Origin of the sequence: Nonomuraea sp. LP-02, from assembly GCF_036289125.1 — a bacterium.
GTDB classification, from domain to species: Bacteria; Actinomycetota; Actinomycetes; order Streptosporangiales; family Streptosporangiaceae; genus Nonomuraea; species Nonomuraea bangladeshensis.
The window spans coordinates 6,867,339-6,886,240 of the sequence record NZ_JAXCLK010000001.1 but is presented as its reverse complement, the minus strand read 5'-3'; the positions used below and the strand labels follow the sequence as shown (position 1 = coordinate 6,886,240).

At 71.3% G+C, this 18,902-nt stretch carries 17 protein-coding genes; 9 read left to right on the top strand and 8 right to left on the bottom strand.

The genetic code is table 11. The annotated features are described in order from the left end of the window. Nucleotides 1-167: 167 nt before the first annotated feature. On the top strand, nucleotides 168-2,486 hold the full coding sequence (locus SMD20_RS32440) for a glycoside hydrolase family 6 protein (RefSeq protein WP_329588621.1): 2,319 nt from the start codon (nucleotides 168-170) through the stop codon (nucleotides 2,484-2,486). 137 nt (nucleotides 2,487-2,623) lie between these two features. On the opposite strand, the gene SMD20_RS32435 is transcribed toward SMD20_RS32440, so the two are convergent. The 5 genes from SMD20_RS32435 to SMD20_RS32415 form a co-directional block, all read right to left on the bottom strand. Then, on the bottom strand, nucleotides 2,624-3,025 hold the full coding sequence (locus tag SMD20_RS32435) for a J-domain-containing protein (RefSeq protein WP_329588619.1): 402 nt from the start codon (nucleotides 3,023-3,025) through the stop codon (nucleotides 2,624-2,626). Between the two features lie 10 nt (nucleotides 3,026-3,035). Further along, nucleotides 3,036-3,935, bottom strand: coding sequence for a dihydropteroate synthase (gene folP, locus SMD20_RS32430; protein WP_329588617.1), 900 nt, complete (start codon nucleotides 3,933-3,935; stop codon nucleotides 3,036-3,038). Between the two features lie 112 nt (nucleotides 3,936-4,047). After that, nucleotides 4,048-4,518 (bottom strand): ATP-binding protein, encoded by a 471-nt coding sequence (locus tag SMD20_RS32425; protein WP_329588615.1) that lies wholly within the window; start codon nucleotides 4,516-4,518, stop codon nucleotides 4,048-4,050. A gap of 248 nt (nucleotides 4,519-4,766) precedes the next feature. Beyond that, nucleotides 4,767-5,816, bottom strand: a complete 1,050-nt coding sequence (locus tag SMD20_RS32420; RefSeq protein WP_329588613.1) for an NAD-dependent epimerase/dehydratase family protein — start codon at nucleotides 5,814-5,816, stop codon at nucleotides 4,767-4,769. 40 nt (nucleotides 5,817-5,856) lie between these two features. Then, nucleotides 5,857-7,038 carry a zinc-dependent alcohol dehydrogenase gene (locus SMD20_RS32415; RefSeq protein WP_329588611.1) on the bottom strand — a complete coding sequence of 394 codons (1,182 nt, stop codon included), beginning with the start codon at nucleotides 7,036-7,038 and terminating at the stop codon, nucleotides 5,857-5,859. A gap of 154 nt (nucleotides 7,039-7,192) precedes the next feature. Between SMD20_RS32415 and SMD20_RS32410 the strand changes: the two genes are divergently transcribed. The 5 genes from SMD20_RS32410 to SMD20_RS32390 are packed head-to-tail and all read left to right on the top strand — an operon-like array spanning nucleotide 7,193 to nucleotide 14,290. Beyond that, complete coding sequence (locus SMD20_RS32410) at nucleotides 7,193-8,242, top strand: polyprenyl synthetase family protein (RefSeq protein ID WP_329588609.1); 1,050 nt, start codon at nucleotides 7,193-7,195, stop codon at nucleotides 8,240-8,242. A 13-nt stretch (nucleotides 8,243-8,255) separates the two neighbouring features. Beyond that, the gene (locus SMD20_RS32405) at nucleotides 8,256-9,197 is read left to right on the top strand and encodes a 4-hydroxy-3-methylbut-2-enyl diphosphate reductase (protein ID WP_329588606.1); all 942 of its coding nucleotides are present in this window, start codon (nucleotides 8,256-8,258) and stop codon (nucleotides 9,195-9,197) included. Between the two features lie 26 nt (nucleotides 9,198-9,223). After that, nucleotides 9,224-10,633 carry a family 2B encapsulin nanocompartment shell protein gene (locus SMD20_RS32400; protein ID WP_329588604.1) on the top strand — a complete coding sequence of 470 codons (1,410 nt, stop codon included), beginning with the start codon at nucleotides 9,224-9,226 and terminating at the stop codon, nucleotides 10,631-10,633. 38 nt (nucleotides 10,634-10,671) lie between these two features. Further along, nucleotides 10,672-12,039 (top strand): family 2B encapsulin nanocompartment shell protein, encoded by a 1,368-nt coding sequence (locus tag SMD20_RS32395; protein ID WP_329588602.1) that lies wholly within the window; start codon nucleotides 10,672-10,674, stop codon nucleotides 12,037-12,039. A 19-nt stretch (nucleotides 12,040-12,058) separates the two neighbouring features. Continuing rightward, entirely contained in the window at nucleotides 12,059-14,290 is a 2,232-nt protein-coding gene (locus tag SMD20_RS32390) for a terpene synthase family protein (RefSeq protein ID WP_329588600.1), read from the top strand. Between the two features lie 9 nt (nucleotides 14,291-14,299). On the opposite strand, the gene SMD20_RS32385 is transcribed toward SMD20_RS32390, so the two are convergent. Further along, complete coding sequence (locus SMD20_RS32385; protein ID WP_329588597.1) at nucleotides 14,300-14,644, bottom strand: STAS domain-containing protein; 345 nt, start codon at nucleotides 14,642-14,644, stop codon at nucleotides 14,300-14,302. Between the two features lie 370 nt (nucleotides 14,645-15,014). Here SMD20_RS32385 and SMD20_RS32380 point away from each other — a divergent pair, with 370 nt between their 5' ends. Continuing rightward, nucleotides 15,015-15,545: a C40 family peptidase gene (locus SMD20_RS32380; protein ID WP_329588595.1), complete on the top strand. Its 531-nt coding sequence runs from the start codon at nucleotides 15,015-15,017 to the stop codon at nucleotides 15,543-15,545. A 218-nt stretch (nucleotides 15,546-15,763) separates the two neighbouring features. On the opposite strand, the gene SMD20_RS32375 is transcribed toward SMD20_RS32380, so the two are convergent. Then, nucleotides 15,764-16,066 carry a hypothetical protein gene (locus SMD20_RS32375; protein WP_329588593.1) on the bottom strand — a complete coding sequence of 101 codons (303 nt, stop codon included), beginning with the start codon at nucleotides 16,064-16,066 and terminating at the stop codon, nucleotides 15,764-15,766. Nucleotides 16,067-16,399: 333 nt separating this feature from the next. On the opposite strand from SMD20_RS32375, the gene SMD20_RS32370 reads away from it, so the two are divergent. Both SMD20_RS32370 and SMD20_RS32365 read left to right on the top strand, forming a co-directional pair. Then, a complete protein-coding gene (locus tag SMD20_RS32370; protein ID WP_329588591.1) occupies nucleotides 16,400-16,978 on the top strand; it encodes an O-methyltransferase in 579 nt (192 codons plus the stop codon). 158 nt (nucleotides 16,979-17,136) lie between these two features. After that, nucleotides 17,137-18,015 (top strand): helix-turn-helix domain-containing protein, encoded by an 879-nt coding sequence (locus SMD20_RS32365; protein ID WP_329588589.1) that lies wholly within the window; start codon nucleotides 17,137-17,139, stop codon nucleotides 18,013-18,015. An 11-nt stretch (nucleotides 18,016-18,026) separates the two neighbouring features. On the opposite strand, the gene SMD20_RS32360 is transcribed toward SMD20_RS32365, so the two are convergent. Further along, nucleotides 18,027-18,848, bottom strand: a complete 822-nt coding sequence (locus tag SMD20_RS32360) for an SAM-dependent methyltransferase (protein ID WP_329588587.1) — start codon at nucleotides 18,846-18,848, stop codon at nucleotides 18,027-18,029. Nucleotides 18,849-18,902: the final 54 nt, after the last annotated feature.

The window sequence follows — 18,902 nt, the reverse complement described above, 5'->3', positions numbered from 1 at the left end:
CATCATCGTTAGAGGGCATTCACGGAGCATGCGGGCCCCCCGGCGGCGGCGCGCGGACGTCCCTCTGTACAGCGTTGCGACGGCGGCTCACGATGGGAGCGCTCCCAGCCACCTAGCACTGGAGATGATCGCTCGTGAGACTCCCACGCGGCCTCCGTAGATGGGCCGTGACCGTGACCGCCGCGAGTGTCGCGGCCCTAGGACTCGTCGTCGGCCAGGGCACGGCCGCCAACGCCGCGGTCGCCTGCGACGTGACCTACTCTGCCAACTCGTGGACGAGCAGCCCTGGTCAGGGCGGTTTCACCGCGAACATCACGTTGAAGAACACCGGTGACCCGATCTCGTCGTGGTCGCTGGCCTTCGACTACCCGACCACCGGGCAGAAGTACACGCCCAGTGGCTGGGGCGCCAACTGGAGCCAGAGCGGCACCCGCGTCACCGGCACGAACATGCCCTACAACGGCAGCCTCGCGACCGGCGCCTCGGTCTCCGTCGGCTTCAACGGCACCTGGACCGGCACCAACCCCAACCCGACGTCGTTCAGCGTCAACGGCGTGACCTGCGGCGGCACCCAGCCGGTGACGCCCACCGTGGTGCTGTCGGCCAGCTCGATCGCCGTCAACGAGGGCTCGACGGCCTCGTTCACCGCGCGCCTCTCCTCCGCGCCCAGCTCGAACGTCACCGTCACCACCGCCCGTACCAGCGGTGACACCGACCTGACCGTCAGCTCGGGCGCCTCGCTCACCTTCACCCCGAGCAACTGGAACACCCCGCAGACGATCACCCTGGCCGCCGCCCAGGACGCCGACACCATCGCGGGCACCGCGAGCTTCAGCGTCGGCGGCAGCGGCGTCACCGGCGCCACGCTCACCGCGACCGAGGTGGACGACGACGCCACGGTGGAGCAGTCCATCATCGTGACGCCGACCTCGGTGACCGTGCCCGAGGGCTCGACCGGCACGTTCACCGTGCGCCTGGCCGCCCAGCCCTCCTCCAGCGTGACCGTCACCACGACGGCGGGCAGCGGCGACACCGACCTGACCGTCAGCTCGGGCGCCTCGCTCACCTTCACCACGTCGAACTGGAACACCGCGCAGACGGTCACCCTGGCCGCCGCGCAGGACTCCGACACGGCCAACGGCAGCCGCACGTTCACCGTCGCCTCCACCGGCCTGACCTCGCGTACGGTCACCGCCACCGAGGCCGACGACGACGGCGGCCCCACCCCCACCCACGTGGAGAACCCGTACGCCGGCGCCACCGGCTACGTGAACCCCAACTGGAGCGCCAAGGCCGCGGCCGAGCCCGGCGGCACGGCGGTCGCGAACACCTCCACCGCCGTGTGGATGGACCGCATCGCCGCCATCGCCGGCTCCAGCAGCGCCATGGGCCTGCGCGCCCACCTGAACGAAGCCGTCCGGCAGGACGGCCTCAACGGCTCCCTGCCGCTGACCATCCAGGTCGTCATCTACGACCTGCCCAACCGCGACTGCTCGGCCCTGGCCTCCAACGGCGAGCTGCGCATCTCCCAGGACGGCTTCAACCGCTACAAGACGGAGTACATCGACCCGATCGCGGCCATCCTCCGCGACCCCGCCTACGCGAACCTGCGCATCGTCACCATCATCGAGCCCGACTCGCTGCCGAACCTCGTCACCAACCTCAACAACTTCGCGGACTGCCGCGAGGCCAACGGCCCCGGCGGCTACCGTGACGGCGTCCGGTACGCGCTCAACCAGCTCCACGCCATCCCCAACGTCTACACCTACATCGACGCCGCCCACCACGCGTGGCTCGGCTGGGACTCGAACTTCGGGCCCGCCGTCAACCTCTTCTACGAGACCGTCGCCGGCACCACCGCCGGCGTGGACAGCGTGGACGGCTTCATCGTCAACACCGCCAACTACTCGGCCACGACCGAGCCGTACTTCACCATCAACTCCACCCCGGGCGGCACCACGGTCCGCCAGTCCAAGTGGGTGGACTGGAACTACTACGTGGACGAGCAGTCCTTCGCCCTCGCCCTGCGCACCGCCCTGATCGCCAAGGGCTTCCGCTCCGGGCTCGGCATGCTGATCGACACCTCGCGCAACGGCTGGGGCGGCAGCGCCCGCCCGTCCGGGCCGAGCACCTCGACCAACGTGGACGAGTTCGTGAACGGCTCGCGCATCGACCGCCGCATCCACGCCGGCAACTGGTGCAACCAGGCCGGCGCCGGCCTGGGCGCCCGCCCGACCGCCGCCCCCGTCGCCGGCCTCGACGCCTACGTCTGGATCAAGCCTCCGGGCGAGTCCGACGGCGCCAGCCGGGACATCCCGAACGACGAGGGCAAGAAGTTCGACCGGATGTGCGACCCCACGTACACCGGCAACAGCCTCAACGGCAACAACATGTCCGGCGCCAAGGCGGACGCGCCGCTCTCCGGCCAGTGGTTCTCGGCGCAGTTCCGCGAGCTGCTGGCGAACGCCTACCCGCCGGTCAACTGAGATCACCTGAACCCGGCCGGCCGGGACCCCGCCTGACCCGGGGCTCCGGCCGGCCAGAGGGACCCGCCTGACCCGGGCCCCTCAGCCAACCGGACCGGGGTCCGGGCCTTCGCGCCCGGGCCCCGGTCCCATGGGGATCACCCCTGGGCGCGCCGCCACTCCGAGATCTCCTCGTCCACGTCGAACGGCATCAGGTTGAGCGGCGGCCCCGACAGCCCCGTCCTGATCGCCTCGCGGATCCGCTCGTTGATCGCCTCCAGGACGCGCCGCACCTCGGCCTCGGTCCGCGCCCCGCGCGCCTCCCGCAGCGCCTCCTCCGCGTCCCTGCGCAGCACCAGCGTGGGCGGCAGCGGCATGGCGAGCCCTTCGCTCTCCACCTTCTGCTTGATCCACCACATGTCGTCCTGCGGCTTGTCCAGCCCCGGCAGCGGCTTGCCCGCGCCCGGCAGGTCGTCGAACTCCCCGCGTTCCTCCGCCTCGCGGATCTGCCGGTCGATCCAGCTCTCGAAGGGCATCCCGATCGGCTTGCGGTCGCTCACGCGCGCTCCTTCACGCCAGATTGTGGCTGGGCGCGAGGGGGGCACGCCAGCCGAGGACGGCTTCGGTCATGCGTACGGCGGCGACGGTCGCGGGCACGTCGTGCACCCGCAGGATCCGCGCCCCCTTGAGTACGGCGACGACGTTGGCGGCGATGGTGCCCTCGGTCCGCCGGCCCTGCGGCCGGTCGAGCGTCTCGCCGATGAAGTCCTTGTTGGACAGCGCGACCAGCGTCGGGTAGCCGATCGCGGTGATCTCCTCCAGGCGGCGGGTCAGCTCCAGCGAGTGGAAGGTGTTCTTGTTGAGGTCGTGGCCGGGATCGATGATGATCTTGTCGGGCGCGATGCCGGCCTCCAGCGCGTACGCCACCCGCTCCCGCAGAAAGCCCGCGACCTCCGCCACGACGTCGTCGTAGCTGGGCCGGAAGACGCGCCGGCCGGGGCCGCCCAGGCTGTGGGTGACCACGACGCCGGCCCCGGTGGCGGCGGCCACCTCGGCGAGGCCGGGCTCGCGCAGCCCGTTGGTGTCGTTGATGACGTCGGCGCCGGCCTCGATCGCCGCCCGCGCGACCTCGGGGCGGTGGGTGTCGACCGAGATGACCGCGTCGGTGACGGCCCGGACCTCGGCGATGACGGGGGCGACCCGGTCGATCTCCTCGGCGGCGCCGATCCCGGCCTGCGCGGCGCTGAAGGCGAAACCGCCGATGTCGACCCAGTCGGCCCCGTCGTCGACCGCCTGCCTGGCCGCCGCGACGGCGCTGTCCAGCGCGTAGGTGCTGCCCTGGTCGTGGAAGGAGTTGGGGGTGCGGTTGACGATCGCCATCACGGCGACCTGGCGCGCGAAGTCGAACTCCCGCCGGCCGATGCGCCGGGCCGGGGCGATGATCGCGGGGGAAGGCTGCTCGCGGCTCACTCTTCCGACCCTACCTGCCGCTGAGCGGGCACCGCCGGGCGGCGGGCCCCTGGGGACGGCGCTGGGGACGGCGCTGGGGACGGCGCTGGGGACGGCGCTGGGGACGGCGGGCTCAGGCGGTGAAGCGGCCGGGCGGATGGGCCTGGCCCGCGACCCGGATGCGTCGCATGTGCCCCCGCGTGCCGTGTCCGGCGGGCTTCGGCAGCCGCATGGTGATGCGGACCGTCGTGCCGAAGGGGCCGGTGCTGAAGTCCACCATGTCGCACAGGCGGCGGATCAGGTAGATCCCGCGGCCGTCATAGCTCATGTCGGACGGCCGGTGGTCGCCGGCCACGTAGCCGTCGGGGATGCCCTCGCCCCGGTCGGTGGTCTCGGAGCGGATGACGCCGTCCACGGTCCACAGCTTGAAGTGCCCGTGCCCGCCCGCGTGTTCGACGGCGTTGACCACGCTCTCGTGCACGGCGAGGACGAAGTCCTCCAGGCGGGGACCGATCAGCCCGCAGTGCTCGGCCTTCTCGGCCACCGTACGGCGGAGCCTGGTCACGTCCTGGAGAGTGAAGGGCTGGGTCAGAAGGGTGCGCATGGCATGCTCCTCCGACCTGGCCTGGACGCGCCGGCGCCCGGGCGGGGGAGGCGCGCCGCCTCCACCGCACTGGCTCAGATCGGGAAGATCGAGGCGAAGGACCTGGCGGAAACCGGTCCGGGAAAAAGGGTCCATGGCGTTCCTCCGTGTCAGTAGTGACACCCGGGGCCGCGCCTCAGGACCTCGCGTTCCCCCCTCCTCTTCCCTGAAGGAGGGGGATTACACTCCGCGCTCGGGGCGGATCGGCGTCACGGGCGTGCGCCCATGCCGGAGGCGAGCTCCTTGACGCGGCCGGCCGGGCCGCCGTCGGGGGCGAGCGGCGCGGTGTCCATGCCGGCGCCGTCGTGCAGTCCTTCGAACAGCTCACGCATGGCGTCCAGCGACGAGTGCCGCGGCCGCCAGCCCAGCACCTCGCGCGCGCGGTCGGTGTCCATGATCGGCAGCCGCATGGCGAGGTCGAGCAGCCCCGGCGAGGCGGGCACCAGCCTGAGCCGCCAGGCCGCCGCGACGGCCGCCTTGGCGAGCCCACGCGGCACCGGCACCGTACGGGTGCCGAGCAGCTCGGCGAGGTCGCCGGGGGTGAGCACGGGTTCCGCGGCGATGTTGAACGCGCCCCTGACCTCGCGCACGACCGCGAGCCGGTAGGCCTCGGCCGCGTCCTCGGCGTGCAGCACCTGCAGCCGCAGCCCGGGGATGTCCGGCACGAACGGGATGCGCCCCGCCGCGATCAGCCGCCGCGGCACCAGCGGCCCGGCGAACAGCCTGCGCTGCTCCGAGGCCGCCGCCCGCTGGAAGATGAAGCCGGGCCGCATCCGCACCACGCGGATGCTCGGGTGGTCGTGCTCGAAGACGTCGAGCACCCGCTCGACGTAGGCCTTCTCCCGCCCGTACGCGGCTCCCGGCCACCCGTGCGTGGGCCAGCTCTCGTCCACCCGCCGGTCCTTGGGCCCCGGCGAGTACGCGCCCACGGACGAGGCGTGCACCAGCGCCTGCACCCCGGCCTCCGCGGCGGCGCGGAAGACCCGCATGCTGCCGAGCACGTTGGCCCGCCAGGTGGTCGCCGGGTCCCTGGTCGGCTGGAACAGCCACGCCAGGTGGACCACGGCGTCCGCGCCGTCGAAGATCCGGGTCAGGTCGGCGGAGGTCACGTCGGCCTGCCGCCATTCCGTGCGGTCGACGCGCCAGCCGGGAAGCCGCCGCGCGACCCCGACGATCGAGGTCACGCGCTCGTCGGTGCTCAGCGCGCGTACCACGCTGGTGCCGACGTTCCCGGTTGCTCCCACCACGACGACTCTCATGGAGGCACCGCTGCCCGCTGTCCGCCCGGTGAAACGCCCATCAGGGCCGTAGGAGCACCTTGATGGCCCCGTCAGCCTTCTTCTGGAACATTTCGTACGCCTTTGCCGCGTCTTCCAGCGGCATCTTGTGGGTGGCGAGATCCATGACGCCGAGCGGGTCGGCGTCGTCGGTCACCAGCGGCATCAGCGGGCTGATCCACCGGCGGACGTGCGCCTGCCCCATGCGCAGGGTGATGCCCTTGTCGAACATGCGGAGCATGGGCAGCGGGTCGGTCATGCCGCCGTACACGCCGATGACGGAGATCACGCCGCCGCGGCGCACGCCGTCGATGGCCTGGTTGAGCGCGGCCAGGCGGTCCACGCCGGCGTTGGTCATGAGCGGGGCCGCGAGGGCGTCGGGCAGCAGGCCGGTGAGGGTCTGCGCGATCTTGGCGGCGGGCGAGCCGTGGGCCTCCATGCCGACGGCGTCGATCACCGAGTCGGTGCCGCGGCCGGCCGTGCGGGCGCGGATCTCCTCGGGCACGGCGGTCACCTCGCTCGCGTCGATGACCTCGATCCCGTGGCGGGCGGCCAGCTCCAGCCGGGCGGCGACGCCGTCGACGCCGATCACCCGGTGGCCGAGGTGCCGCGCGATGCGGGCGCACATCTGGCCGATGGGTCCGAGCCCGAGCACGGTCACGCTGCCGCCCTCGGGGATCTCCGCGAACGCGACCGCCTGCCACGCCGTGGGCAGCACGTCGGACAGGTAGACGAACCGCTCGTCCGGCGGGCCGTCCGGCACCCGGATCGGGCCGAACTGGGCCTCGGGCACCCGCAGGTACTCGGCCTGCCCGCCGGGGACCTGGCCGTAGAGGCGGGTGTAGCCGAACAGGGCGGCGCCGGTGCCCTGCTCGCGCACCTGGGTGGTCTCGCACTGGGCGTACAGCTCCATGCCGCACATGTGGCAGTGGCCGCAGGAGATGTTGAACGGGATGACGACGCGGTCGCCCGGCTTGAGGTGGGTGATCTCCGGGCCGACCTCCTCGACGACGCCCATGGCCTCGTGGCCCAGGATGTCGCCCTCGGCCATGAACGGGCCGAGCACCTCGTACAGGTGCAGATCGGAGCCGCAGATGCCGGTGCTGGTCACCCTGATGACCGCGTCGTTCGGCTCTTTGATCACCGGGTCGGGCACGTCCTCGACCCGCACGTCCCGCTTACCGTGCCACGTGACTGCTCTCATGCCCAGCGCATACCCCTACAAAAGCCACTAAACGGACGGCCGGCTCCCGTTACTGGTGAGACGGAAGAAGTCATGGGCAGCCCCAGACTCTTTACACGCTCAGTGTTGGGTGAGTAACTATTGGTGATATCCGATCGATCGAAGGAGCGCGCGCATGCCATTGGGCTTCACTGAGCCTTGCCTCGGCTCGCGCATCGACCACCACCTGAGCGCGTTCCTGGAGACCTGGCGGGCGCCGCTGTCCGATCCCGACGTCGCGGTCGCGTACGACGTGCTGCGCGAGTTCGTGCTCGGCGGCGGCAAGCGCATCCGGCCGCAGCTGTGCTACTGGGGGTGGCGCGGCGCGGGCGGCGACGACTGCGACGAGATCATCACGGCCGCCGCCGCGCTGGAGCTGTGCCACGCGGGCCTGCTCATCCACGACGACATCATGGACGGCAGCGAGCTGCGCCGGGGCCGCGCCACCGTGCACAAGAGCCTGGAGCGGCTGCACGCCGGGCCGGGCGCGGAGGTCTTCGGCCAGGCGGGCGGCATCCTGCTCGGCACACTGAGCCTGGCCTGGTCCGACGCCATGCTGTCGTCCTGCGGGATCCAGCCGCACCGGCTGCGCGCCGCGCACCACCTCTTCGACGCCATGCGCACCGAGGTGATCAGCGGCCAGTACCTCGACATGCTCGCGCAACTGCGGGCCGGGGCGAGCGTCGACGAGGCGCTGACGGTCATCCGCTACAAGACGGCCAAATACACCGTGGAGCGGCCGCTGCAGATCGGCGGCGCGCTCGCCGGCGCCGACGCGGAGCTGCTGGCGTCCTACTCCCGGTTCGGGGTGCCGCTGGGCGAGGCGTTCCAGCTCCGCGACGACGTCCTCGGCACCTTCGGCTCGGCCGCCGAGACCGGCAAGTCGGCGCTCGACGACCTGCGCGAGGGCAAGCACACCGTGCTCATCGCGCAGGCCCTGCGCCGCGCCTCGGCCGCCCAGCGCGAGCACCTGCGGCGCTGGCACGGCGATCCCGGGCTGAGCGAGGAGCGCGCCGCCGAGCTGCGCCAGATCCTGCGCGACACCGGAGCGGTCGCCGCGGTCGAGGACATGATCGCGAGCCGGGTGCGTGAGGCGGTCGCGGCACTGGCCGAGGCCGAGATCAAGCCGGACGCGGCCGCCGCGCTCACCGTGCTCGCCGACCGGCTCGCACACCGCACCAGCTAGAAGGGTTCTCCCGATGGGACGCGTACTTCTCGCGGCCCCGCGTGGCTACTGCGCGGGCGTCGATCGCGCGATCGTGACGGTGGAGCGGGCGCTGGAGCGCTTCGGGCCGCCCGTCCACGTCCGCAAACAGATCGTCCACAACACCTCCGTGGTCGGCGAGCTGACCCGGCGCGGCGCGGTCTTCGTCGACGAGCTCGACGAGGTCCCCGACGGCGCGCTGGTGATCTTCAGCGCCCACGGGGTGTCGCCGGAGGTCAAGGCCGAGGCCGAGCGGCGCGGGCTGCGCACCATCGACGCCACCTGCCCGCTGGTCACCAAGGTCCACAAGGAGGCGGTCAGGCTCGCCGCCGACGGCCACGAGATCGTGCTCATCGGCCACGCCGAGCACGAGGAGGTCGAGGGCACCGTCGGCGAGGCCCCCGGCCACATCCACGTCGTCGACCCGGCCCGCCCCGAGGAGGTGAGCGCCACCGGCGACGGCCCGATGAGCTGGCTGTCGCAGACCACCCTGTCGGTCGACGAGACCATGCGCGCGGTCAGCGCGTTGCGCGAGCGCTTCCCGCACCTCGCCGACCCGCCCAGCGACGACATCTGCTACGCGAGCCAGAACCGCCAGGAGGCGGTGACCAGGATCGCGCCCGAGTGCGAGCTGGTCCTCGTCGTCGGCTCCGCCAACTCCTCCAACTCCCAGCGCCTGGTCGAGGTCGCGCTGGAGGCGGGGGCGCGGGCGGCCCACCTGGTGGACCACGCCGCCGAGGCCGACGAGCGGTGGCTGCGCGACGTCAAGACGGTCGGCGTCACCTCCGGCGCCTCGGCGCCGGAGCGGCTGGTCCACGGCCTGCTCGACTGGCTCGCGGCCCGCGGCTTCGCCGACGTCACTCAGGTGACCCTCACCGAGGAGACCCTGACCTTCTCTCTTCCCCCCGAACTACGACCGACCCGCAATCCCGGCTAATCCAGCACGGAACAGGCAGGTAAGAGATGACAGAAACCACCCAGTCCGCCGCCCCCGAGAACGGCAACGGCCAGCTCAGCCTGAGCACCGAAGCCGCGAGGCAGCTCTCCACCACCACCAAGACGCCGCCGCAGATGCAGGAGATCACCTCACGGTGGCTGCTGCGGCTGCTGCCTTGGGTGCAGTGCTCGGGCGGCGTTTTCCGGGTGAACCGGCGGCTGACCTACACCCTCGGGGACGGCCGCATCACCTTCAGCACCACCGGCTCGGAGGTTCGCGTCATCCCCGCGGAGCTGACCGAGCTGCCCGTGCTGCGCGGCTTCGACGACATGGAGGTGCTGGAGGCGCTGGCCGGCCGCTTCACCCAGCGGGAGGTGGAGGCCGGCGAGCAGATCGTCGCCGAGGGCGCCGAAGGTGACCGGCTCGTCCTCATCGCGCACGGCCGGGTGGGCAAGGTGGCCCGCGGCGCGTACGGCGACGATCAGGACCTCGGCGTGCTGGCCGACGGCGACCACTTCGGCGAGCAGGCGCTCACCGACGGCGCCCCGTTCGCCTTCAGCGCGCGGGCCAAGACCGCCACCACCCTGCTGACGCTGTCGCGGCAGGACTTCGAGCAGATCGCCGAGCAGTCGCCCGCGCTGCGCGCCCACCTGGAGAGCCTGGCCAGCAGCGGCGCCCACGCCCAGAACGACTACGGCGAGGCCGCCATCGACATGTCCTCGGGCCACACCGGCGAGGCCACGCTGCCCGGCACGTTCGTCGACTACGAGCTGAGCCCCCGCGAGTACGAACTGAGCGTCGCCCAGACCATCCTGCGCGTCCACAGCCGCGTCTCCGACCTGTACAACCAGCCGATGAGCCAGCTCGACCAGCAGCTCCGCCTCACGATCGAGGCGCTGCGCGAGCGCCAGGAGCACGAGCTGATCAACAACAGGGAGTTCGGGCTGCTCCACAACGCCGACTTCAGCCAGCGCATCCGCACCCGTTCGGGCCCGCCGACCCCCGACGACCTCGACGACCTGCTCGCCACCGTATGGAAGGAGCCGGCGTTCTTCCTGGCCCATCCGCAGGCCATCGCCGCCTTCGGCAGGGAGTGCAGCAAGCGCGGCGTCTACCCGCAGGCCAGCGAGGTCAACGGCCACCGGGTGCCGGCCTGGCGAGGTGTGCCGATCTTCCCCTGCAACAAGATCCCGGTCTCGGGCAGCCGTACGACGTCGTTCCTGCTCATGCGGACCGGCCAGGAGAACCAGGGCGTGGTGGGCCTGCACCAGACCGGCATCCCTGACGAGTACCAACCGAGCCTGTCGGTGCGCTTCATGAACATCAACGAGAAGGCGGTGGTGTCCTACCTGGTCAGCGCCTACTACTCGTGCGCGGTGCTGGTGCCCGACGCGCTGGGCGTCCTGGAGGACGTCGAGCTCGGCAGGAACGACTAGCCCGGACCTGATCCGTGGGGATTGGTGGTGTTTCACACGTGACGGAGTCGGACCAGAGGCTCAGCCTCGACACCCAGGCGGCGCGCAGGCTCGCCACGACGACCAAGACGCCTCCGCAGGCGCGGGAGATCACCCCGCGCTGGCTGCTGCGGATGTTGCCGTGGGTCGACGTGGCGGCCGGCACCTACCGGGTGAACCGGCGGCTCACCTACCCGGTCGGGGGCGGCCGGGTGAGCTTCTACCGCACCGGGGCCCGGCTCCAGGTGATCCCACCGAGCCTGACGGAGCTGCCCCTGCTGCACGGAATGGCCGGCGGCGAGGAGCTGGAGCTGCTCGCCCGGTCGTTCCGGCAGCGGGAGTACGGCGCGGGCGACACGATCGCCCGCGCCGGCCGCCCGGCGGACGAGATCCTGCTGATCGCGCACGGCAAGGTCACCCAGCTCCAGGCCGGCGACCACGGCGGCCGGCTGGTGCGCGGCGCCCTCGCCGACGGCGACCACGCCGGCGGCGGCCTGCCGGGCGCGACGTGGGATTTCACGCTGGAGACCAGCACCCCGTGCACGGTGCTGGCCCTGCCGCGCGAGGAGCTGGACGCCCTGGCCGCCCGCTCGCCGGCGCTGCTCGCCCAGATCGAGCGGCACCGCGACCGGCTGGCCAGGCCGCAGAACAAACACGGCGAGGCGGCCGTCGCCCTCGCCGCCGGACACCGGGGCGAGCACCCGCTGCCCGGCACCTTCGTCGACTACGACCCGGGGCCGCGCGAATATGCGATGAGCCTGTCGCAGACCGTGCTGCGCGTCCACACCCGCGTCGCCGACCTCTACGGCGAGCCGATGGACCAGACCGAGCAGCAGCTCCGCCTCACGATCGAGGCGCTGCGCGAGTCCCAGGAGCACGAGCTGCTCAACAACCGCGAGTTCGGGCTGCTGCACAACGTCGACCCCCGGCAGCGGCTCTACACCCGGTCGGGACCTCCCGGCCCCGACGACCTCGACGAGCTGCTGTGCCGCAGGAAGAAGTCCCGTTTCTTCCTCGCCCACCCGCGGGCGATCGCCGCCTTCCACCGGCAGTGCAGCGCCCGCGGCGTCTACCCCGACAGCGTCGAGCTGCACGGGACGCGGCTGACCGCCTGGCGGGGCGTGCCCATCCTGCCCTGCGACAAGATCCCGGTCACCCGGCGGGGCACCAGCACCATCCTCGTCCTGCGCACCGGCGAGGACGACCAGGGCGTGGTCGGGCTGCGTCCCGCCGCCGTCCCCGACCAGCGCGAGCCGGGGCTGAGCGTCCGCTCCACCGGCATCGACGCGCGGGGCATCGCCTCCTACCTGGTCAGCGCCTACTACTCGGGCGCGGTCCTGGTGCCGGACGCGCTCGGCGCGCTGGAGCACGTCGAGGTGGCCGGCTGAACGCTTTGAAGGAGCTTCGATGAGCCAACCGTTCGAACTGCCGGACTTCTACGTCCCGTACCCGGCCCGGCTCAACCCCCATCTGGAGGCGGCGCACACGCACTCCAAGCAGTGGGCGCGCGACATGGGCATGCTGGAGGGCTCGGGGGTGTGGCAGGAGGCCGATCTCGACGCCCACGGCTACCCGTTGATGTGCGCCTACACCCATCCCGACTGCGACGCCGACGAGCTGTGCCTGATCACCGACTGGTACGTGTGGGTGTTCTTCTTCGACGACCATTTCCTGGAGGTGTTCAAACGCTCCGGCGACCTGGAGGGCAGCCGGGGCTACCTGGCCCGGCTGGGCGCGTTCATGCCGATGGGCGGCGACCTGTCCATGCCGGAGCCGGCCAACCCGGTGGAGGCCGGGCTGGCCGACCTGTGGGTGCGCACCGTGCCCGGCATGTCGCAGGACTGGCGCGAACGCTTCGCCGAGAGCACCCGCAACCTGCTGAACGAGTCGCTGTGGGAACTGGCCAACATCAACAAGGGCCGGATCTCCAACCCCGTCGAGTACATCGAGATGCGCCGCAAGGTCGGCGGCGCCCCCTGGTCGGCGGGGCTGGTGGAGCACGCCGTGGGGGCCGAGGTGCCGGCCCGGCTGGCCGCGACCCGGCCGATGCGGGTGCTCAAGGACACCTTCTCCGACGCCGTCCACCTGCGTAACGACCTGTTCTCGTACGAGCGGGAGGTCCGCGACGAGGGCGAGCTGAGCAACGGCGTGCTGGTGCTGGAGACCTTCCTCGGCTGCACCACGCAGGAGGCCGCGAACGCGGTCAACGACCTGCTGACCTCGCGGCTGCAGCAGTTCGAGCACACGGCGGTGACGGAGCTCGGGCCGCTGTTCGCCGAGCACGGCATCGACCCGGTGTCGGCGGCCGGGGTGCTGGCCTACGTCAAGGGGCTGCAGGACTGGCAGTCCGGCGGGCACGAGTGGCACCTGCGCTCCAGCCGCTACATGAACAAGCGGGCCGGGGCGAGCAAACCGCTCGGCATGTCGTCGGTGATCGACCTGCTGGGCGCCAAGCGGGTCAGGAACTTCACGCGGGTGCCGTACGAGCGGGTGGGGCCGAGCGTGATCCCCGACGATCTCTACGTGCCGTTCCCGCTGCGGCTCTCGCCGCACCTCGACGACGCCCGTCGGCACATCGTCGAGTGGTGCGCGGCGATGGGCATCCTGGAGGCCCAGCCGGGGGTGGCCGGCTCGGCGGTGTGGGACGAGCGGAAGCTGGTCGACTACGACCTGGCGCTGTGCGCCGCCGGGCTGCATCCCGACGCCACCCCCGAGGAACTGGACCTCGCCTCGTACTGGCTGGCCTGGGGGACGTACGGTGACGACTACTTCCCCGCCGTCTTCGGCCGCACCGGCAACCTAGCCGCCGCCAAGATCACGGTCGACCGGTTCTCGGCCTGCATGCCGCTCGACGGCTCGCCGGCGCCGCCGCCCGCGAACGCGCTGGAGCGCGGCCTCGCCGACGTCTGGGCCCGTACGGCCGGCCCCATGCCGGTCGGTCATCGCCGCAGGCTGCGCGAGGCGGTGGAGAAGATGTGCCAGGGGTGGCTGTGGGAGCTGGCGGGCGAGATCGCGCATCGCGTGCCCGACCCGGTCGACTATCTGGAGATGCGCCGGCTGACCTTCGGCTCCGACCTGACCATGAACCTCTGCCGGCTGCGCCACGACCAGGGCGTCCCGGACGAGGTGTACGCCAGCGGCCCGATGCGGGCGCTGGAGAACGCCGTGATGGACGCGGGCTGCCTGCTCAACGACATCTTCTCCTACCAGAAGGAGATCGAGTTCGAGGGCGAGGTGCACAACTGCGTGCTCGTCGTCCAGAGCTTCTTCGACTGCGGCTATCCGGCCGCGCTGCGCATCGTCACCGACCTGCTGGCCTCGCGGGTCAAGCAGTTCGAGCACATCGTGGCGAACGAGCTGCCGATCGTCTGCGCCGACTTCGGCCTCGACGCCGAGGCGCGCGCGACCGTCGACGGCTTCGTGGCCGAGCTGCGCGACTGGCTCGCCGCCATACTCAACTGGCACCGGGGCTGCTTCCGCTACGACGAGGAGAGCCTGCGCCGGCACCACCGGCCGCCGCGTTTCACGCTCGGCGGCCCCACGGGGCTCGGCACCGCGGCGGCGGTCGCCTTCGCCGCGCTGCCCGGCCCGGTGCTGTCCGGCCCGATGATGTCCGGCCCGGTGATGTCCGGCAGGTGAGAAAGCTCCTCAGATGGGCAGTCGATGGGCTCGGGACTCGTGGTGCCAGCCCATCAGCCGCAACAGCCGGAGCTGGTACGACGTCAGGTTGCACAGCCTGATCCAGCGCCGCTCCGGCGGCAACCCGGGCAGGGCCAGCACGCGCAGCCCCGAGACGTCGATGAAGGTCAGCCCGCCGGGGTCGACGACGACCTGCCGCCCCCGGCTGCAGCCCGTCAGGGCGACGGCCAGGGCCCAGCTGTTGGAGGCGTCGACCTGGCCGATCAGCGTGACGACGGGCCCCTCGGCCGCCGCGCGCACCGTGGCCTTGAGCTGCTCGTCCTGGTAGAGCAGCCGCTCTTCGAGACGGTTCACGCTCCTCACACCCCCTACACGCACGCTCCCCGGGGGTTTGTGGCCGGGCGCCAAGTCGGCGCCGTCAGCCAGAACCAAGGCTACACGAAGTATGTTTCACTATGTAATCTTCGCGAGAATATGACCGAATTAGCGCGGAATCCTGAAGAGGTGCCCCCGGCGGCCTTTTCGTACGTGATCCGGTGATACGGGAAGGCCGTGCGGGCCGGAGCTAGATGCCCCTTCTGCCCGTTTTGCCGTGGATCTTCCCCACCCCGAAATTTTGCGACTCGTCCGTTTATGTCGGAAGACTTGCCGCGAATTTCGGCGGTATAGAAGCCACACGGCAGACAACGCTCACAAACGGGCCATGCGGGGATGGTGAACACACGTGACCGGGAAAGGATCGGCGGCGCGATTGCTCGCGTGCGGGCTGGCGTGCGTACTGGCGTCCGCTCTTCAGGCGGACGCGGCACTGGCCGCGCGGAAGACGCACTCGGCCGCCGCCGGAAACATCGCGCTGCGCGCGGCGATGGAGATGATCGGCGTCCCCTACTCGTGGGGCGGCGGCGGGGTGAACGGGCCCGGCTACGGCATCGGGAAAGGCGCCGGCACGAAGGGCTTCGACTGCTCGGGGCTCACCGAGTACGCCTACGGGCGGGCGGGAGCGGCCATCGGGACCACCTCGCAGGAGCAGTGGCGCTCGGGGATGCGGGTGCCGAAGGAGCTGATCGAGCCCGGCGACCTGGTGTTCTTCGACAACGACCACGACAGTCCGGGGCCGGAGCACGTGGGGATCGCGGTGGACGCCACGACGATGGTGCACGCGCCGTACACGGGGGCGTTCGTGCGGACGGACCCGCTCGACCGGCCCGACTTCCTGGGGGCGGTACGGCCGGGGGTCGGCCGCACGGATGTGTGATCACGAAAACAAGCAGTGCGGCCCCCGGCCGGCCCCTCGCGAAAGGGCCGGCCCGGGACCGCACAGCACGCCCGTACGGATGCGGCGGCCGACCGGGCTCTTCGTGGTCTCGCGAATCACCACGCCGAGCCCCGGTCGCTCACCTGGGCATCAGGAAGGCGACTGGCCAGGCGGCTCCGCGCACGGGAGCCGCGATCGACCTTCCTGCTCGCGCCGTCCTAGCTGATGTAGGTGCCGGCGTTGCTGAGGTTGACGCCCCTGTTGCCGTCGCCGACCTCGGGCTGGTTGTTGTTCAGCAGGTCGAGGTCGATCTCGTCCGCGAGCTGGATGATGTTGACGTCGAGGTTGTTGAGCGAGTGGTTGGCCACGTCGTTCAGGACGTCGTCGATGATCTGCCACTGGCTCAGGACAGCCTGGCCGCTGTTGTTCGGGCGGGGGTCGACGTTGGCGGTGGCAGCAGAGGCCGAGAAGCCGAAAGCGACGGCCGCGATCGCTGCACCCGCGAGGATACGACGGATCATGATTGTTTCCTCCATGGATCGGCGCGGAATTCCCGACGCCATAGTCGTTTGTGCAGGGCTGTGAGGTGCCGGGAATAACAATCGCGGCAGGTCGCTGGTTCCGCAACTCGGATTGCCATTCCTATGGTCAAGCGGACGCCTCGGTTTCTTGGCATGAGGTTTTGATCCGCATCGACGAGGTACTACATATATTTCGCTCGCCCGAGCCGCCGAAAGGCAGGCGTTTTAGCCGGGGGCGAGAAATGCGCGATCCCCTATCACCTCGGGATGAGGAATGATCACCCCAAACTTGGGGTGCCGCCCGCGCGTGCGCCGGTGGGATAGTAATGAGTCATGAATCCTGAAACGCCAGAACTCGTCCGGGCGGCGGCGGAGCGAGCACGTGCCACTGGGTTCGCCTACTCCTGCGACCCGGACGTCGGCCGCCTGCTCGCCGTGCTGGCCGCGGCGGTGCCGGAGCGCGGGCGGGTGCTGGAGCTCGGCACGGGCACGGGCGTGGGCACCGCCTGGCTGGTGAGCGGGCTGCTGCCGCGGCGGGACGTGACGGTGACGAGCATCGAGCTGGATCCGGAGCGGGCCGCGCTGGCTGCGTCCGGCGACTGGCCCGGCTTCGTGGACTTCCGTACGGGTGACGCGCTGAAGCTGCTGCCCAGGCTCGCCGCCTTCGACCTGATCTTCGCCGACGCGGCGGCCGGCAAGCAGGTGGGGCTGGAGCTGACCATCGCGGCGCTCTGCCCGCGCGGGGTGCTGGTGGTGGACGACATGACGCCGGCGCCCGGCTCGACCTGGGACGCGGAGTTCGCGGCCAGGCAGGAGGCGGTGCGGCGCACTCTGCTCGGCCACGAGCGGCTGGCCGCCGTCGAGCTGGGCGGTCACGGCTCGGGGGTCATCCTCGCCACGGCCAGAAATTAGGCAAATCCGCAGTAAATGCACAAATAGCCGACGCTTTTCGTTCAGCGGGAAATACAGTACACGGGGCGGAAGCCGTGGCAGGATTGGCCACGGGCCGGGACCGTGGCGAGATGCCGATTTGAGGAGCATAGATGCGGGGTGCTCACAATATGGGCGACATGACCGAAATACCGGATCGTGATTCCCTGCAATCCGGGCCGAGCGCGCTGCGCCTGCTCATCGGCGCTCACCTGCGCCGCCTCCGCGAGGCGGCCGACGTCACCCGCGAGGCGGCCGCCTACGCCATCCGCGGCTCGCAGTCGAAGATCAGCCGCCTGGAGGCCGGTCGCACCAGCTTCAAGCCGCGCGACGTGACCGACCTGCTCGCCCTCTACGGCGTACGCGACCGGGCCGAGCGCGACAGCCTGCTCGCCCTGGTCGCGCAGGCCAACGCGCCGAGCTGGTGGCACGAATACCGCGACGTCGTCCCCGACTGGTTCGAGCCCTACCTCGGGCTGGAGCAGGACGCCGCGCTCATCCGCACCTACGGCGTCCAGCTCGTCCCCGCCCTGCTGCAGACCGAGGACTACGCCCGCGAGGTCATCACCCGCAACCACGAGGGCGAGCCCGCCGCGCGGATCGCGCGCCTGCTCACGGTGCGCCTGCTCCGTCGCCGCGCCCTCGACGCGCCCACCCCGCGCAAGCTCTGGGCGGTGCTCGACGAAGGCGCGCTGCGCCGCCTGGTGGGCGACGAGGAGATCATGCGGGCCCAGCTCGAACACCTCGCCCGCATGGCCGAGCTGCCCAACGTCACGCTGCAGGTGTTCCCGTTCGCCAGCGGCTCCGCGCTCGGCGGGGTCGGCCCGGTCACCCTCCTGCGCTTCGCCCAGGAGGAGCTGCCCGACGTGGTCTACCTCGAACACCTCACCGGCGCCCAATACCTCAACAAGGAGAGCGAGGTGCGCCACTACCGCCACCTGCTCAACGAGCTGGGCGTGCACGCCCCGCCCCCGGCCGAGACCCCGGCGATCCTGCACGGGATGATCCAGCGCCTCTGACGTGAGCGCGGTCAGGGCTTGCGTGCGACCCCGCACAGCGCGTCCACCTCGGCGAGCGAGGCCATGGGGTCGGGGTCGGGCCGCCAGCGCGTGATCGACACCACACCCGGCTCGACCAGCTCCAGCCCGTCGAAGAAGCGGGCGAACTCCGCGCGGCTCCGCAGATGGTACGGCGCCCCCGGCCCCTCGTTGTGCTCCTCCTGGGCCCGGTCGAGCGCCTCGCCGGTGACCACGTTGACGCCGTCCCACATGGCGAGGTAGCTGCCGGACGGCAGGGCCTCCATCAGCCGCCCGACGATCGAGTAGGCCCCGTCCTCCTCGCTCACGTAGCCCGCGATGCCCATGAGCATGAGCGCGACCGGCTCCGTGAGGTCGAGGGTGCCCGCCGCGGCGGCGACGATCTTCTCGGGCTCGCGCAGGTCGGCGTCCACGTAGTCGGTCGCGCCCTCGGGGCTGCCGACCAGGAGGGCGCGGGCGTGGGCGAGCACCAGGGGGTCGTTGTCGACGTAGACCACCCGGCAGGCCGGGTCGGCGCGCTGGGCGACCTCGTGCGTGTTGTCCACGGTCGGCAGGCCGGTGCCGACGTCGAGGAACTGCCGCACCCCCGCCTCCTCTACCAGGTGCCGCACGATGCGGGCGAGCAGGTGCCGGGACAGGCGCGCGATCTCGACGATGTCGGGGAAGGCGGCGCTGAACTGGTCGCCGGCCTCCCGGTCCACGTCGTAGTGATCCTTGCCGCCGAGCCAGTAGTTCCACATGCGGGCGGCGTGCGGGACGCTGGTGTCGATGCGGGGCGAGACGGCCTCTCCGGCGGCGTACGGTTCTCCGGTCATGGAGCTGCTCCAGTGATGTCGGATCCGCGGGATCTTCAACCTAGCGTCCCGACT